The organism is Shinella sp. GW821-FHT11G07, from assembly GCF_058808115.1.
Window position 1 is genome coordinate 1 of record NZ_JBXARJ010000002.1, and the last position, 16,326, is coordinate 16,326.

Annotated in this window: 14 protein-coding genes; 8 read left to right on the forward strand and 6 right to left on the reverse strand. The window is 62.7% G+C overall.

What is annotated here, in order from left to right; all coding sequences use genetic code 11:
- The 5 genes from AC1RT2_RS03530 to metF form a co-directional block, all read left to right on the forward strand.
- Positions 1-665: ribonuclease T2 family protein (locus tag AC1RT2_RS03530; RefSeq protein WP_493099575.1), on the forward strand; the 665-nt coding region annotated here is incomplete at its 5' end.
- Between the two features lie 119 nt (positions 666-784).
- A complete protein-coding gene (locus AC1RT2_RS03535) occupies positions 785-2,593 on the forward strand; it encodes a hypothetical protein (RefSeq protein ID WP_493099576.1) in 1,809 nt (602 codons plus the stop codon).
- A gap of 127 nt (positions 2,594-2,720) precedes the next feature.
- Entirely contained in the window at positions 2,721-4,370 is a 1,650-nt protein-coding gene (ettA, locus tag AC1RT2_RS03540; RefSeq protein WP_493099577.1) for an energy-dependent translational throttle protein EttA, read from the forward strand.
- A gap of 171 nt (positions 4,371-4,541) precedes the next feature.
- Positions 4,542-5,549 carry an ArsR/SmtB family transcription factor gene (locus AC1RT2_RS03545; protein WP_493099578.1) on the forward strand — a complete coding sequence of 336 codons (1,008 nt, stop codon included), beginning with the start codon at positions 4,542-4,544 and terminating at the stop codon, positions 5,547-5,549.
- A gap of 1 nt (position 5,550) precedes the next feature.
- On the forward strand, positions 5,551-6,456 hold the full coding sequence (metF, locus tag AC1RT2_RS03550) for a methylenetetrahydrofolate reductase [NAD(P)H] (protein ID WP_493099579.1): 906 nt from the start codon (positions 5,551-5,553) through the stop codon (positions 6,454-6,456).
- 484 nt (positions 6,457-6,940) lie between these two features.
- Here metF and AC1RT2_RS03555 read toward each other — a convergent pair whose 3' ends face one another.
- The 4 genes from AC1RT2_RS03555 to AC1RT2_RS03570 all read right to left on the reverse strand — a co-directional run bounded on the left by AC1RT2_RS03555 (position 6,941) and on the right by AC1RT2_RS03570 (position 11,016).
- Positions 6,941-7,873, reverse strand: coding sequence for a DMT family transporter (locus AC1RT2_RS03555; protein WP_493099580.1), 933 nt, complete (start codon positions 7,871-7,873; stop codon positions 6,941-6,943).
- A gap of 141 nt (positions 7,874-8,014) precedes the next feature.
- Positions 8,015-9,223 (reverse strand): lytic murein transglycosylase, encoded by a 1,209-nt coding sequence (locus AC1RT2_RS03560; RefSeq protein WP_069058295.1) that lies wholly within the window; start codon positions 9,221-9,223, stop codon positions 8,015-8,017.
- Between the two features lie 188 nt (positions 9,224-9,411).
- Positions 9,412-10,191 carry a glycoside hydrolase family 25 protein gene (locus tag AC1RT2_RS03565; protein WP_493099581.1) on the reverse strand — a complete coding sequence of 260 codons (780 nt, stop codon included), beginning with the start codon at positions 10,189-10,191 and terminating at the stop codon, positions 9,412-9,414.
- A 156-nt stretch (positions 10,192-10,347) separates the two neighbouring features.
- A complete protein-coding gene (locus AC1RT2_RS03570; protein WP_493099582.1) occupies positions 10,348-11,016 on the reverse strand; it encodes an outer membrane protein in 669 nt (222 codons plus the stop codon).
- Positions 11,017-11,249: 233 nt separating this feature from the next.
- On the opposite strand from AC1RT2_RS03570, the gene AC1RT2_RS03575 reads away from it, so the two are divergent.
- Together AC1RT2_RS03575 and AC1RT2_RS03580 are read left to right on the forward strand one after the other, a co-directional pair.
- A complete protein-coding gene (locus AC1RT2_RS03575) occupies positions 11,250-12,809 on the forward strand; it encodes a putative bifunctional diguanylate cyclase/phosphodiesterase (protein ID WP_493099583.1) in 1,560 nt (519 codons plus the stop codon).
- A 77-nt stretch (positions 12,810-12,886) separates the two neighbouring features.
- Entirely contained in the window at positions 12,887-14,293 is a 1,407-nt protein-coding gene (locus AC1RT2_RS03580; protein ID WP_493099584.1) for a serine hydrolase domain-containing protein, read from the forward strand.
- Here AC1RT2_RS03580 and AC1RT2_RS03585 read toward each other — a convergent pair.
- A complete protein-coding gene (locus tag AC1RT2_RS03585) occupies positions 14,278-14,679 on the reverse strand; it encodes a ketosteroid isomerase-related protein (protein ID WP_069058299.1) in 402 nt (133 codons plus the stop codon). The genes AC1RT2_RS03580 and AC1RT2_RS03585 overlap by 16 nt on opposite strands.
- Positions 14,680-14,760: 81 nt before the next feature.
- Here AC1RT2_RS03585 and AC1RT2_RS03590 point away from each other — a divergent pair, with 81 nt between their 5' ends.
- Entirely contained in the window at positions 14,761-15,348 is a 588-nt protein-coding gene (locus tag AC1RT2_RS03590) for a GNAT family N-acetyltransferase (RefSeq protein ID WP_493099585.1), read from the forward strand.
- Between the two features lie 13 nt (positions 15,349-15,361).
- On the opposite strand, the gene AC1RT2_RS03595 is transcribed toward AC1RT2_RS03590, so the two are convergent.
- The gene (locus tag AC1RT2_RS03595; RefSeq protein WP_493099586.1) at positions 15,362-16,294 is read right to left on the reverse strand and encodes a transglycosylase SLT domain-containing protein; all 933 of its coding nucleotides are present in this window, start codon (positions 16,292-16,294) and stop codon (positions 15,362-15,364) included.
- Positions 16,295-16,326: the final 32 nt, after the last annotated feature.

A 16,326-nucleotide genomic window follows, 5' to 3' on the forward strand; every position in this document is an offset into this window, starting at 1 on the left:
GGTTGCGCTTCATTCCCTGGTCCTCTCAATGGGCCAGAGCTTACTTCAAAATGGATTATTTCAACGGGGCAAGGTCACGACCGAAGAGCCGCGGCTGTGCCGATTTTTCGGCGACCTCGCCGGCTGCCCGGCAGCTTTCGCTGCTCAGCCGCTTCCAGGTGCGCAAGAGCTATTGCGGTATCGAAGACGACCTCAAGCAAAAGGCGCGCAAGGGCAAGTGGACGGATCTGCCGGAGATCGTGCTCGCGTCAGGCACGAAAGAGCGCCTGCTCGCCGCCATGCCTGCCGCACGCCTTGGCCTCGACCGTCAGCAATGGCTAAGGAGCGGCAGCTGCGTCGCCGCCTCGGCAGAGGTGTATTACAGCCGTTCGCTGGACCTGATGGACCAACTGAATGCCTCTCCGGTGCGGGCGCTTTTCGCGGGCAGGGCGGGTGCGGCGGTGACGCTCGCAGAAGTTCGCACTACCTTCGACACTATCTTCGGTGCCGGTGCCGGCGAGCGGGTACGGCTCAGCTGCCGCAAGACAGGCGACAAGACTATCGTGATCGGCCTGACCATCGGGCTTGCGGCGGGCGAGGGGAACCTGGCTGCACTGATTAAGGGTTCATCTCCGACGAAATCCCGCTGTACCGGTGGCGTCACAGGGGCCGCGCAGGCGGGTTAGTTGTAAGCGTGGCTCCGTCGGCGCTCCGCGCCGGCGCGTGATCCGCCCCGTTTGGGAAAGGCAACTCAATCTTAAGCGGCGCGCCCTATCGTTCGGCCTTGAAAAGACAGGGAACGGTGATGGCGAGTGGTGTTTCAGGCGTGGCGTTTGGTGCCGGTGTGCGGGAGCGGCTTTCCGTGCTGCAATCCGCCTGCATCGTCTATGCAACCGCTCTCCTGATCATTTTTGCGGACATGGCCGATGGTCGTCTCTTCCATGCCGATGTCGACGACAAGCTGCGCGAGTTGCAGATCCGGTTCCTGCTGTCGGCGAAGGGGGCTTGGTACGACCTGACGCTTCCCTTCGTCACGACGCCGGGGCCTTATGTCTCGCCCTGGTCGCGGCTTGTCGATCTCCCCTATGTTGCGATTGCCAAGGGCCTTTCCGTTGCAATGCCCGCGGACATGGCCCTTCAGGCAGCGTTCTGGCTCTGGCCGCTGGTCATGCTCGCCATCTTCAGCGTGCTTGCGGTCTCCGTCGCGACGCGGCTGATGGACGGTGCCGTGCTTCCCCGCGGGGCGCATATGGCCGTGCTGGTCCTGATGACGGTCTTCATGTCGATCGCGGCTCTGGAGTTCGCGCCGGGCCGCATCGATCATCACAATGCCCAAATTCTCACCCTCCTTGCCATCGCCGCGGGGGCGAGCCGGTGGGATCGGTGGGGCGGTCTGCTGCTCGGCGGTGCCAGTGCGTTATCCGTCGTGATCGGCCTCGAATGCCTACCTTTCGTGGTGCTTGCCTATGGCGCGCTCGTTGGCGCATTCATTTTCGACGTGCGCGGCGCCCGCGCCATGCTGTGGACCGCTTCGCTCGGCATGTTCATAGCGACCGTCGTGAGTGCTGCGGCGTTTCTAGGCATTCCCGGCTCCCTGTCCGTCCAATGCGATGCCTTCTCGGCGCCTTATATCGCGCTGATGCTGGGGGGCTCCGGTATCCTTGGCCTATGCAGCGTGCTGACGCCGGCCTCCAGCTCCGCTTTCGTCCGTCTCGCCTTCCTTGCGGTGCCGGCCGCCTGTCTTTTGGCGATTGTTTCGCTTGGCTTTACGGCCTGTCTTTCCGGGCCCTATGCGATGATCGACCCATTGTCGAAGACCTACTGGTTTGACCGTATATGGCAGGAGCACAGCATCCTGTACTTTTACGGCAACGGCCAGTTCGATCTTCTTGCACTACTGGGCCTTATGGCTGCTGTGCTCGCTGCCGCGGCCCCGCTGGTCTTCGCGAAGGTTCGCGCGCCGGTCATGTCTCGGCTTGTCACTTACGCCATGGCCGTCGTTGCCTTACTGTTCGCTTTGGTAATGACACGCTACGTTCGCTTTCCATTCGCGCTTGTGCCGCTCGTCATTCCAGCGTTCGTTGCCTGGACGTTCCACGGGCCGGGCCGGGAAATTGGCCGTCGGTCCATGACGGGTGCCGCTGCATCGTGCCTGGCGGTTTTCGGCGGGCTCTACCTTGTGGCCCCAACCTTTGACTGGAGGCTGGATGCCGCCGACTACATGACGTTCGATGAGTGCAAGGGGCAGGATTTCTCCGTGCTCGCCACCATCACCCCAGGCCGTATCGCCGCACCGAATGGCATAAGCTTGCCGATCCTGTTCTCGGCGCCGGATGGCTTTTCCGTCGCTGCCATTCCCTTTCATCGGGCAGCCCCTGGCATGAAGCGCATGTACGAGGCGTTTTTGTCCGGTGATCCTGCCGTGCGCAAGATGGCGTTGGCGCCGTTTGACTACGTCGCCGTTTGTCGGTTTCCGCTGGAATCCGACCCCGCTTTCGCGCCGCTTTATGCGGCCCTGTCGGCCGGCAGGGACTGGCCGGGTCTCGTGCGCCTTGCTTCGCCGGTCGAAACGAACTTCCAGCTCTTCCGCATCGATCACGCTGCCTTGCAATAAAAGGGCGCGAAGAACGGACAATGCAGTGCGGAAGTGCTCCGGTGCTGTGCAAGCACGGCTTTCCGTGATTGCCGCGGCGGCAGAATTCGCCTACATAGCGGGCAAATTTCCATGCGGAGCACGCTTAATGGCACGTCAGTTCATCTATCACATGTCGGGGCTCAACAAGTCCTACGGCGCCAAGAAAATCCTCGAAAACGTCAACCTGTCTTTCTATCCTGACGCCAAGATCGGTATCCTCGGCCCGAACGGCGCCGGTAAGTCGACCGTGCTGCGCATCATCGCCGGCCAGGACAAGGAATATACCGGTGAAGCCTGGCTGGCCGAAGGCGCGACCGTCGGCTACCTGGAGCAGGAGCCGCACCTCGATCCGACCAAGAACGCCTTCGAGAACGTCATGGTCGGCGTCGCCGACAAGACTGCCATCATCGATCGCTACAACGAACTGATGATGAACTATTCCGACGAGACGGCGGATGAAGGCGCCAAGCTCCAGGACATCATCGACAGCCAGAACCTCTGGGATCTGGAGCAGCAGGTCGAGATGGCGATGGAAGCATTGCGCTGCCCGCCGAAGGAGTCCGACGTCACGCTGCTGTCGGGTGGTGAACGCCGCCGCATCGCGCTCTGCCGCCTGCTGCTGTCGCAGCCGGACCTGCTTTTGCTCGACGAACCGACCAACCATCTCGACGCCGAGACCATCGCCTGGCTGGAAAAGCACCTGCGCGACTATCCGGGCGCCGTGATGATGATCACCCACGATCGCTACTTCCTCGACAACGTGACCGGCTGGATCCTCGAGCTCGACCGCGGCCGCGGCATTCCCTACGAAGGCAATTACTCCGCCTACCTGCAGGCCAAGGCCAAGCGCATGAAGCAGGAAAGCCGCGAAGAAGCCGGCCGCCAGAAGGCGCTGTCGCGCGAACAGGAATGGATCGCGTCCAGCCCGAAGGCGCGGCAGGCGAAGTCCAAGGCGCGTATCAAGGCCTACGAGCAGCTGGTCGACGCGGCCGAAAACATCCGGCCCGGCGACGCGCAGATCATCATCCCGGTTTCCGAACGCCTCGGCAACGTGGTCATCGAGCTGGAAGGCGTCACGAAGGGCTTTGACGGCCGCACGCTGATCAACGACCTGTCGATCAAGCTGCCGCCGGGTGGCATTGTCGGCATCATCGGCCCGAACGGCGCCGGCAAATCGACGCTGTTCAAGATGATCACCGGTCAGGAAAAGCCCGATGCCGGTTCGATCCGCATCGGCGACACCGTTCACCTCGGTTATGTCGACCAGAGCCGCGATGCGCTCGACGGCAGCAAGACCGTCTGGGAGGAAATCTCCGGCGGTGCCGAAGTCATCAAGCTCGGCAAGTTCGACATGAACTCCAGAGCCTATTGCGGCGCCTTCAATTTCAAGGGCGGCGACCAGCAGCAGAAGGTCGGCAACCTCTCCGGTGGCCAACGCAACCGCGTTCACCTTGCCAAGATGCTGAAGGCCGGCGGCAACGTGCTGCTGCTCGACGAACCGACCAACGACCTTGACACGGAAACGCTGGGTGCGCTTGAAAGCGCGCTCGAGAACTTTGCCGGCTGCGCCATCATCATCAGCCACGATCGCATGTTCCTCGACCGCCTGGCGACGCATATCCTGGCCTTTGAAGGCGATGGCCATGTCGAATGGTTCGAAGGCAACTTCGAGGACTACGAGGAGGACAAGGTCCGTCGTCTCGGCCCCGATGCCCTCAACCCCGGCAGCCAGTCCTACAAGCGCCTGACGCGATAGGCATTTGAGGCCGCGGAAATATCCGACCGCTCATTCGCATCATCTGAAAAACCCCGGCTTGCCGGGGTTTTTCTTTGGGGCTGTTGATGGGAAGATCGGCGACACGGATTTGCCCTTGCGCGACAAAGGGTAATCACATAAACATATCTTTATGTCTTGATTGGATTGGCCATGGGCGACACGCAGAAACTCGGACTGGATGATATCGTGGAGATCCTGAAGGCGGCGGGCGAGCCGACGCGCCTTCGCCTGCTCGCGCTCCTGTTCCACGGCGACCTGACCGTGACGGACCTCACCGATATCCTCGGCCAGTCGCAGCCGCGCATCTCCCGCCATCTGAAGCTGCTTGCGGAAGCAGCCCTCGTCGATCGCTACCAGGAGGGGGCCTGGGCGTTCTTCCGGCTAAGCCAGGGCGGCCCGGCCGTGAACCTTGTCCGCCAGCTTCTCGATGCTGCCGATCCGGCTGATGCGGTTTTTGCCCGCGACGACGAGCGGCTGCGGGCGCTCAAGAAAATCCGTTCCGACAAGGCGCAGGCCTATTTCAGCCGCAACGCGGCCGATTGGGACGCGATGCGGCGCCTCCATGTCAGCGAGGCCGAAGTCGAGGCGAAGCTCGCGGCGATGATCGGCACCGCCCCCGTCGATGCCTTCCTGGATCTCGGCACCGGCACCGGGCGCATCCTCCAACTGTTCGAGGGGCTTTACCGGCGCGGCGTCGGCGTCGATGCCAGCCGCGACATGCTGGCCGTCGCCCGCGCCAATCTCGACCGGGCCGGCATCACCAAGGCCTCGATCCGCCACGGCGACATTTTCAACCTGCCGCTGGAGCGTGACGAATTCGACGTGGTGACGATCCACCAGGTGCTGCACTTCCTCGAAGAGCCGGAAGCGGCGGTCGCCGAGGCGGCCCGCATGCTGGCGCCCGGCGGCCGGCTCGCCATCATCGACCTTGCGCCGCATGCCCTGGAGCACCTGCGCGACGAGCACGCCCATATCCGTCTCGGCTTTTCGCACCAGACCCTCTCCGAATGGCTGGAGAAGGCGGGGCTGGTCGTTGAAGAGGTCGTCGACCTGAAACCCGCGCCATCGACCGCCGATGCGCTGACCGTCACCATCTGGCTTGCCCGCGACCAGCGCGAACAGGCGGCCGACCCTATCGCAATCCGCAGGAGGAGTTGACATGAACCCGGCGACCGCAAGCTTGAGCCGCAGGGACATCCGCCTGTCTTTCGAATTCTTCCCGCCAAAATCGGCGGAGGCCGAAGGCCAGCTCTGGGAGACGGCGGTAGCGCTTTCGGCCTATGCGCCGGGTTTCATGTCGGTCACCTACGGTGCCGGCGGGTCCACCAAGGCGCCGACGCTGGCGACCGTGCGCCAGCTTCTGACCATGGGGCTGCCGGCCGCCTCGCATCTCACCTGTGTCGGCGCGACCAAGGAAGAGGTTCACGCCGTCGTCGCCGAGTTCCAGGCCGTCGGGGTCAAGCATTTCGTGGCGCTGCGCGGCGATCCGCCGGGCGGTGTCGGTGCGGCCTATCAGCCGCATCCTGACGGCTATGCCAATGCGGCCGAGCTTACCGCCGGCCTGCATGGTCTTGCCGATTTCGAGATCTCCGTCTCGGCCTATCCGGAAAAACATCCGCAGAGCGCGGATGTCGCCGCCGATATCGATATGTTGAAGCGCAAGGTGGATGCGGGCGCGACGCGTGCGCTGACGCAGTTCTTCTTCGAGAACGATGATTTCGAGCGCTATCTCGAGCGTGTGCGCAAGGCGGGCATCACCATTCCGGTCGTGCCGGGCATCCTTCCGGTGCACAATCTCGCGCAGGTCCAGAAATTCGCCGGCCTCTGTGGCGCCTCCGTGCCCGGCTGGCTGGCCGATCGCCTCGGCCCGGTCGATGACCGGCCGCAGGAGCGGACGGCCGTGGCGGTCGAGCTGGCCATCCGCCAGGTCAGCGACCTCATCACCCGCGGCATCAGCGAGTTCCACTTCTATACGATGAACCGTTCGACCATGGTTTCGGCGGTCTGCGATGGTGTTGGCTTCGCCCGGATCGACCGTCAGCGCGCGACGGGCGCTGCCGCCTGATACGGTTTCTGAGTTGGAAATGAAAATGCATGGCGCCGTCTCCGGGGCCATGCATTTCTATAATGAGCTTCGGCAGGGTTTCTTGATTTTGTCCCTGGCCTCTCTCTGCTTCGCTTTGGTCGCCTTAGATGAAGATCATCGTTGCGACGAAGAGGAATGCTGCACTGATCATCAGAACATTCAAGGAATGTGTGAGTCCCATCGGCTTACCTCCTTGCGTTGACGGTCGGATATTACGACCGAAAAAAGCGGGTTGGAAAGGTATTTTGTTGCTGCATTGCAACATCCGGTCTTCGCCGGATGGTTATTCACAGTGCTAATCTACTGAATTTCCTACGCTATTATGCATGCCACAAAAAATTCACAATCCCTACCAAATGACGAATGCCGACAGTGTGCATTTACCAGTGTGGCGAAATGTCGGCGCCGCAATCTGGCGTATCGTCTTGAAACGACCGGGAAGGCATTTTGTTCCTGATTTTCTTCAGGAGGCTTGGAAACGGGCGAAAACCCGGCCGTCGAGCACCACGAGGCCCAGCAAAACGAGCGCCATGCCGAGCATGCCGAGCGGTGTCAGCTGTTCTCCGAGGAAGAGCATGCCGGCGAGAATCGCGCTCGGCGGCACGAGAAGGGTGACGAGCGATGTGTTGGTTGCGCCGGCCGCTGCCATGATTCGGAAGAAGAGGATATAGCCGTACGCCGTCGAGAGGAGCGCCAGCGCGAGCACGGCGAGGATCGCGCTCAGCGGGGGCAGGGGAAGCTGCCAGGGCGCATCGAGCGCGAAGGAGACGGGCAGCATCAGCAGCGTCGAGGCGGTGAGCTGGCCGGCGGCGATAGCCGGTGGGGCAACGCCGCGGAAGCGTTTACCGTAGGTCGCGGCAAAACCGTAGGAGACGGCCGCAAGCACCGGCAGGAGGACCGCCCAGAGCGGCGGGCCGCTGTCGCCGGTAAAGGGGGCCAGTGCGCGCGGGCCGATCAGCACGGCGGTGCCGGCGAGGCCGATGAGGCAGCCTGCGATTTTCTTGGATGAGAGTTTTTCGTCGGCGGTCAACCGGTTGGCGATGAGCACGGTGAAGATCGGCGTGGTCGCGTTGAGGATGGAAGCAAGGCCGGCGCCGATCTGCGTCTGGCCGAGGAAGATCAGCATATGCGGCACGGCATTGTTGACGAGACCGAGCAGCAGGAATTCACGCCAGCGGGCGCGCAGCGTCGGGTAGATGTCGAAACGGCCGGCGATATAGATGTGCAGGGCCAGCGCGGCGATGCCGACGCGCAGCAGCACAAGCGTTGCCGGCGGCACATGGGCGACGGCGACGCGCGCGAAGAAGAAGGAACCGCCCCAGATCATGCCGAGCAGCGCAAGCAGACCCCAGGTCTGCGCGCTCATGCGTGCTGGTGCCGATACGGTCTGCTCCATCCTGTCCTCCCAAGGCCTCCTGCGCCAGAAATGCGGCAGGGGAAAAAGATAGAGCGGCATCCCGGTCGTGATCCGGGGCATGCCGCTCTGGGTCTCTTTTTGCCTATAGCATTCGGGCGGCGTTCAGCCACCCGATTTCCGTCAGAGGGAGGAAAGCAGCGCCTGCGTCGCCCAGCCGTCCGCCGGAAGGCCAAGGCGGAGCTGTTCCTTCTGGATCGCGGCGCGTGTACCGGAACCCAGAATGCCGTCGACCTTGCCGACGTCATGGCCCAGACCCTGCAGCTTGGTCTGCAGCTGCTTCATGCTTTCTTCCGAAAGACCTTCCTCCGGTACGCCGCGCTCATAGGGCGGGGCGCCGGCGAGACGGGTCGCGAAATAGGCGGCCGACGTCGTGTAGATGAAGGACTGGTTCCATTCGAGATAGATGTTGAAGTTCGGATAAGTGATGAAAGCGGGACCCTTGCGGCCCTGCGGGATCACCAGCGAGGCTTCGAGATTGCCGAAGGAGGTGTCGCCGTCACGCGGCTTGACGCCAAGCGCGAACCAGTCGGCGGCCTTCATGCCGGGCTGGAGGCCCGTCTTTTCAAACGGGAGGACGTCCGGCACCGAGACTTCCTGGATCCACGGCTGGCCCTTGGTGAAGCCGAGATGCTGGATGAACTTCGCGGCGGTCAGGATCGCGTCGGGTGCGCTCTTCTTGACGTCGATATGGCCGTCGCCGTCGCCGTCCACGCCGAATTCGATGATATCCTTCGGCAGCATCTGCACCTGGCCGACTTCGCCCGCCCAGGCGCCCGTCGTGCCGTTCGGATCGAGGTCGCCATGGCCGACCATTTCGACCGCGGCGATCAGCTGTGGACGGAAGAGTTCCGGACGACGGCAGTCGTGCGAGAGCGTCACCAGCGCGTTGCGGGTGTTGAAATCACCCTGCACCGCGCCGAAATCGGTTTCCATGGCCCAGAAGGCGGCGATGATGGGGCCAGGGACGCCGAATTCCTGCTCGGCACGGGCGAAGACCGAGGAGAGATCGTTCAGCTTCTTGCGGCCGATATCGAGGCGCGACTGGCTGACCGTGCGCTTGGAGAATTCAAGAAAGGTCTGCCGGAAGACGCCCTGGGCACGGTCCCGCGACAGGACCTTCTGGTCGATGGCGGCACCGGCGAGCGCCCGATCGGCGACATCGGCGGAAACGCCGCGCGTCAACGCTTCGGCCTTCACGCCCTGCAGGAAGGCGTTGAAATCGCCGCCGCAGGCGGCTGCCGTTGCTGTCGCCGTCTGGGCATGCGCGCTGCCGGCCAGCAGAAAGGCCGCAAGGCCTGCCGCAAGTGTCGTCTTCAGGTTCTGCCGCATCTTGAATGCTCCTTGGGCCCGTTGCCCTGCTGTCTTTGACTTCAGCATGCCGTCATCGCAAAACTGCTGCACACGTTTGCGCGACACGCTCTGATTGACCCGGCTGTCTCAGATGAATGTGACCGAAGCAAGAAGAAAAAGGCAACCGCGGCGTGCTGTCGCCCTTTGTCACGCAAATGTTGTTTTGGTCAGCGGGAAACCGAGGCGACCCACGTCTTCCAGTTCTTCGCCGAGCCGGCAAAGACATTGATGTCGGTGTCCGTCGAAATGCCCGGCACCACGCCGGTAGAGGTATATTGCCAGAAGACCCACTTGCGGGCCGAATAGATGTTTTCCGGGTGGTTCGCTACCGAGCGCAGCCAGAAATGGTAGCCCTCGAAATGCCCGACGAGGTTTTCGCGGTGGAAGTCGACGGTCGTGTAGATGATGGGCCGCTTGCCGTAGTGTTTTTCGAGGCGGTCCATGAAGCGCTGGAGTGCTACGCGTACCTCGTCCGCCGGCGGGCGGAGCTTGCAGGTCGGCGAGGCGGCGTTCCATTCGGCATCCAGCACCGGTGGCAGCTGGACTGCCTCCTTCGGCACATTGGCGATGAACCAGTCCGCCTGGGCATCCGCCGTCGAGCAGAAATAATAGAAGTGATAGGGCGCATGGGCGACACCGGCCGCGCGCGCACCGCGCCAATATTCGGCAAAGCGGCTGTCCAGCCGGTCGGTGCCCTCGGTCGCCTTCAGGAAGGCGAAGGAAACGCCGCCGTTCTTGACGGCCGGCCAGTCGATATCGCCATTCCACTTCGACACGTCGATGCCGTGCACCTGGTGGCGATGCGGCGTGCGGGCCCCGAAATCCTGAGGATCCTTGTCCTCGAAACGCGGCGGCACCGACGCGGTCGATACGAGGTCGTAGTCGGTGGTGGAACAGGACGTGGCGAGAAGGGCGAGGGGCAGGAGAGCCAGAATGAGCCGACGCATGGGGGTCCCGTTGTTCGCGCGTTTTCTAATCCTGCCTTGAACGAGGCGGGCCGTAAAGGGGAGCGCACGAGACAGGGTCTCGACCTCTCGCATATTTGCGTAAAATTATGGTTAGCGGCCGGTTAAGCCGGGCGGATGAACCGCCCGGCTTGAGCATCAGAACTTCATGCTGACGCCGAGCATGATCGAATGCGAATCAAGATCGCCATCGCGGCCGGCAGCGTTGAAGATGTCGGAGTTGCGATAGTCCGTGTAGCGATACTCAAGACGGCCGGCCACGGTGTCGGTGATGGCCTGCTCGACGCCGGCGCCGATCGTCCAGCCATGCGCGGTATCCTTCTCCCGCACGCCGGTGTCTTCGTTTTCGAGTTCGGCCCGCGTAAAGGCCCAACCGCCCGTCGCATAGATCAGCGTGCGGTCGAAGGCATAACCGAGACGAGCGCGGACCGAGCCGCCCCAGTTCGTCTCCGCCTCATAGTCCGTTCCGCCCGACGAGAACCGGTCACTGTTGAAGTCGTGCTTGATATCGGCTTCGACACCGTAGACCCAGCCATTGTTGTAAATATTGTAACCGGCGAAGGCGCCAAGCGCGAAGCCGTCGAGACCCTGGTCGATCGCGGGGGCCGGGCCGTCGGAACTCGCATTGGTCCAGGCGTAGCCGGTGTTCACGCCGACATAGAAGCCACCCCAGTCGTAGACGCCGGCCGCCGTTTCGACGATCGGTGTTTCCACAGGCGGTTCGGAGACGGTCATGTCGGCTGCAAAAGCCGGAAGCGTCCCGGCGGTGACGAGAATGCCGGCGGCACCGAAAATCATGGATTTCATCTGATGGTCCTTCCCACTCGATAGACGCGCGAAGCCCCACGCACGAATGACAACAACCGCCTAAACGCTTGAAACGGGCCATGGTTCCGGGGCCAAGAAGTCCCGTTGATTCTAGGGGGCGGGCGCGAACGCTCCCTTAACACTCTGTCATTCTTTGTCCTCTAGAACATCGACAGGCCGATACCCGGCCGCTGCGCCCTGTTGTCATGATAACAACGGTTTAGGGTTACATGATGTTGAAGACCTTGTTGCCGAAGACCGAGCAGCGCTATGCGCTGACGGGATCGATTTTCGGAGCTTTCCTGCCGACCATCTGCATCGCCGCGGACCAGGTTTTGCGCGATAATGCGCAAACAAGTCTCTTCGGCTTTTCCGCCCCCACCGCGACCGCCCTGGCGCTCATGCCGGTCTTCTTCGGCGTCGGCTTCTACCAGATCGGGCGCTCGAAGGCGCAATTGCTCGAAGAGCTCAACCAGCGCCGGCAGACCGAGCAGCAACTGACCCACGACGCCTATCATGACCGGCTGACCGGGCTTGCAAACCGTTTCTGCCTGGAACGGGATATCCAGGCGGTTGTCGAGGCGCGGGACGACGACAATCGTCCGGCTTTGCTGCTGCTTGATCTCGATCGCTTCAAGTTCGTCAACGACAGCCTTGGCCACGATGCGGGCGACGAATTGCTGACGGCGATCGGTGAGCGCCTGCGCCGCGGTCTTGCGGCAACGGCTCGTGTCTACCGGCTCGGCGGCGACGAGTTCGTCGTCACGATTTGCGGACGCCCCTCTGCCGGCAAGGTCGAGGACGTCTGCCGCACGGTCTGCGGCCTCTTCGAAGACCCGTTCGACTTGAAGCGGACCCGCATTGCCAGCGGCTGCAGCATCGGCGTGACCTTCATGGAGGCGGACGATATCTCGATGTCCGAGTTTCTGAAGCGCGCCGACGTCGCGCTCTACGCGGCGAAGGAGACACCCGGCAGCGGCTTCCGCTTCTTCGATGCGGCGCTTGCCGCGGACGTGCAGGAACGGGCCGTGATCGAACATGACCTTGCGCGGGCAATCGCGGCGGATGAATTTTTCCTCGAATACCAGCCGATTGTCGGTGTCGAGAGCCGAATCGTACGCTCGTTCGAGGCGCTGCTGCGCTGGCGGCATCCCGAAAGGGGACGGATCATGCCGGACCTCTTCATTCCGGCCGCGGAAAAGACCGGCCTTATCCTGCCGCTCGGCAAATGGGTGGTGCGCGCGGCCTGCCTCGAGGCAGCAAAATGGCCCGGGCCGGCCGGTGTCGCCGTCAACGTGGTTGGTGATCAATTCAAGGACCGCGACTTCGTCGACTATGTGAAGCAGTGCCTTGCCGAAGCGGGGCTGGCGCCAGGGCGCTTGACGATTGAAGTGACGGAATCCGTCTTCTCCGTTGATGAGACGGTGATCCGCGAAAGCCTCAGCGACCTGCGCAGCCACGGCGTGCGCGTCGCACTCGATGATTTCGGCATCGGCTTTTCCTCGATCAACAATCTCAGGGCCTTTCCAATCGACCAGCTGAAGATCGACCGCTCCTTTGCAAGGGCGATGATGGAGAGCCAGCGGGACGCCGATCTCGTCGACATCATCCTCAAGCTTGGCCAGACATTCCAGGTGACGACGACCGTCGAGGGCATAGAATGCGAGAGCCAGCTCGAATTCATTCGCCAGCGCGGCGCCTCCGAGGCGCAGGGCTATTTGATTTCCGCACCGGTGGCCGCATCGGAGGTCGGGCGCTTCCTTGCTCCGGCAGAAAACCGGATGTCGGCCTGAAACCTGTCACACGCGCGAAAAACCTTTCCATGACAGTCAAATCCTGATTGTCTTCCCGGGTGGAAGGAGAGGCCACGATGAGACGATTCTACAAGCTGGCCGCCTGGACGCTTTCCGTCCTTGCCGTTGTCCTCATCGTGGGGGCAAGCTGGCTCATCGTATCGCCGCCTGCGCTTCTGAGCGTCGGATCCGGTTACGCCGCCAAGATCGTCTGCTCGAATGTCTTCGTCTCCGGCCGCGATGCACAGCAGGTGCTCGCCGAAGACGTCCAGGCCCCCGGCCATCCGCTGCTGAAACTGATGCGGCAGGACGTCGATCTCTCTGAAAAGACAGTGACGGTTCGTCTGCTCGGCCTCTTCGCGCCTGGCTATGCCGTCTGGCATGAGGGTTTTGGCTGCTCCGGTGCGCCGGATGGCGATTTCCGGGCTGCACGGCAGGCCGTTTCGGATGTGGCGATTTCCAAAATCCCGTTGGGGGACCCTGCTGTCACCTGGCCTGATGGCGAGGCCGTGGCGCCGGATGAGCGGTTCTCCGCGCTCTTGGCCGATAGCGCACTGACAGGCCCCGGCATGCGGGCAACCGTGGTGGTACATGACGGCCGCATTGTTGCCGAAGCATATGGCGAGGGTTTTTCCGCAACGACACCGCTGCTCGGCTGGTCGATGACCAAGTCGGTCAACGCCGCGCTGATCGGACGCCTGATGCAGGCGGGCGCGCTCTCGCCCGACATGAAGGGACTTTTCCCCGAATGGCGTCGTGATGCGCGGGCTGAGATAACGCTCGGCGACCTGCTCTCCATGGAAAGCGGGCTGGTCTTCAACGAGAATTACGGCGAGGTGACGGATGTCACGCGCATGCTCTTCCTTGAGCCGGACATGTCGCGCTTCGTGCTGTCGCTACCGCTCGAGGCCAATCGCGGCGAGAGCTTCAATTATTCGAGTGGCACCGCCGTGCTGCTGTCGCGGATCTGGATGGGCGCGCTTAGTGGGCGAAGCCAGGCGCTGTCCTTCCCGGCGCGCGCGCTCTTCATGCCGCTCGGCATGGCGAGCGCTGTGATGGAAGTGGATGAGACCGGCATCTTCGTCGGCTCGTCCTATCTCTATGCGACGGCGCGCGACTGGGCGCGTTTCTCGCTTCTGCTGTTGAACGACGGTGTCTGGAAGGGAAACCGGCTGCTGCCCGACGGTTTCGTTTCTGCCATGGCGACGCCGACGAAAGCCTCGAACGGCACCTACAGCCACATGCAAACCTGGCTCCGGGGGCCAGGGCCGAAAACCGATGCGGAGCATGGCCTGCCGGCCGATACGTTCTGGCTGCGCGGGCACGACGGCCAGTTCGCGGCGATTGTTCCCTCGCGCAAGCTTGCGTTTATCCGATTGGGGCTGACGCCGTCGAAACTCGGCTATCAGCCCCAATTGCTGATCAAGCGCATCCTCGATCTCTTGGATGCGGACGACCTTCAGGCCGGTCAGGCGCCGACCTGAGCGATCCAGTCGTTGAGGTTGTAGGTGTTGGAAATGCGCGCGACCTTGCCGTCGCGAATCTCGAAGAAGGCGCCGGCCGGCAGCACATAGGTCTGGCCGTTCGCCTCCGGCAGACCCTCGTCGGTGGCGAGATACTGGCCGTTGACGACGAACTCCGCTGCACCGCGCCGGCCATCCTCGCTCGACATGATGACGATGTCCGTCAGCGTCTCCCGGTAGCTGCGGTTCATGTGCGCCATGAAATCGCGGAACGCGGCCTTGCCGACCTGTCGGCCGCCCTGGTTGATGTCGTGCACGACATCGTCATGCAGGAGATCGAAGAAGGTTTCCATGTCCTGCCTGTTGAAAGCATCGTAATAGGCGCGGATCGTCTCTTTTGCTGGCATGCCATCCCTCATACTGTTGTCGCACGGGCGAACCCGATCGCCTTATAACATTGCTCAAACCTTTGGGAACATTCAAGGATCATGCAGGTCAAGATTGTCCACGGCGACGCCGTGACGCCCCATATCGCGGATCTTGCGCGCCTGCGCACGGAGGTCTTTCGCGCCTTTCCCTATCTCTACGAGGGAAGCGAGGATTATGAGGCCTCCTATCTTGCGACCTATGCGCAATCGCCGGAAAGTCTTTTCGTGCTGGCGCTCGATGGGGAGCGGATCGTCGGCGCCTCGACGGGCGTGCCGATGACGGATGCCTCGGACGTCTTCAGGGCGCCGTTCGTCAAGACCGGCATCGTACCGGAGACGGTCTTCTATTTCGGCGAGTCCGTGCTGCTTTCCAGCTATCGGGGCAGGGGGCTCGGTGTGCGCTTCTTCGAGGAGCGGGAGAGCTATGCGCGCCGTCTCGGGCGTTTCGACTGGTGCGCATTCTGCGCCGTAGAACGGCCGAAGGATCATCCGCTCCGTCCGGCGGACTATGTACCGCTTGATGAATTCTGGGGCAGGCGCGGTTACGCGCATCACACCGATTTGCGAACGATGCTTGCTTGGCAGGATATTGGCGAGACGGATGAGACGGAAAAACCGATGTCGTTCTGGCTGAAGCCGGCGCGCTGACAGGGAGGCCGGCTTATCTCAGGCCGGTCTCGTCGAGCAGGCCCTTGCGCTTGGCGTGGTAATAGTACCCGGCCGCATAGAGGCGCACGGCGCCGTCGTTCTTGTCGTCGGCAACCATCCAGGCGCCGCGCAGGTACTTGCCGGCATATTTGATGTTCGTCTCGGCGTCGAACAGGCCTTCGGCCGGGCCTTCGAAGCCCATGCTCTTGGCTGTGGAGTACTTGATCTGCATCAGGCCATAGTGGCCGCGATTGAAAGCCCTGGGATTGTACGTGCTTTCACGCTTCACGACACGGTGCAAAAGCGATTCCGGAATGCCGTAGAGAGCCGCATATTTGGTGATCAACGCGTCGATCGGCGTGCCGGACTTCTTGAACGGTTGCTCGGCCTGCGGAACCATCAGACGCGTTTCGGTGGTAAAGACCGCATTGCTGATCAGGGCGGGTTTTGCCATCGGCACGATCTTGCGGCTGGCGACGAGCTGTTCGAGACCTTCCGGTTCGCCGCTGTCAAAGCCCGGTTCCATCACCGAGACGCCGATGACGGTGTCGTAGCCCTGCTGCATGCCGGTCGTCGCGCTGGCCGTCTCGACCGTGTTGCCTGCAAGGGCAGCTGTGGCTGCGGCAGCGCCGGTGACCGGCTTTGCCTCGGCGAGGGCCGAGACCGGAACGGCGGCGCCGGCAATCTCGCCTGCAGCAACGATCGGCGTCGGCAATGCTTCCGGCGTGTTCTCCGTGCCTGGCTTGGCCGCCGGCATGGCGGCGTAGGCGACTTCCGTGGTCGTGCCATCCGCTGCGGCAATGTCCGTCGTCGTCGAAGCGGGCGTCACGGTCTTCGCCGTCGTCGCATCGTCGGCGACGCTGGCGCAGCCTGCAAGCGTTGCAAGAAGGCCTGCGCAGGCAAGCGCTGCGATGCGTGCCGGACGGGGAGCGGAAGTGTCAGCCATGGTCGTCGTTCTCGGTTTGCCGGGGTGCGGGG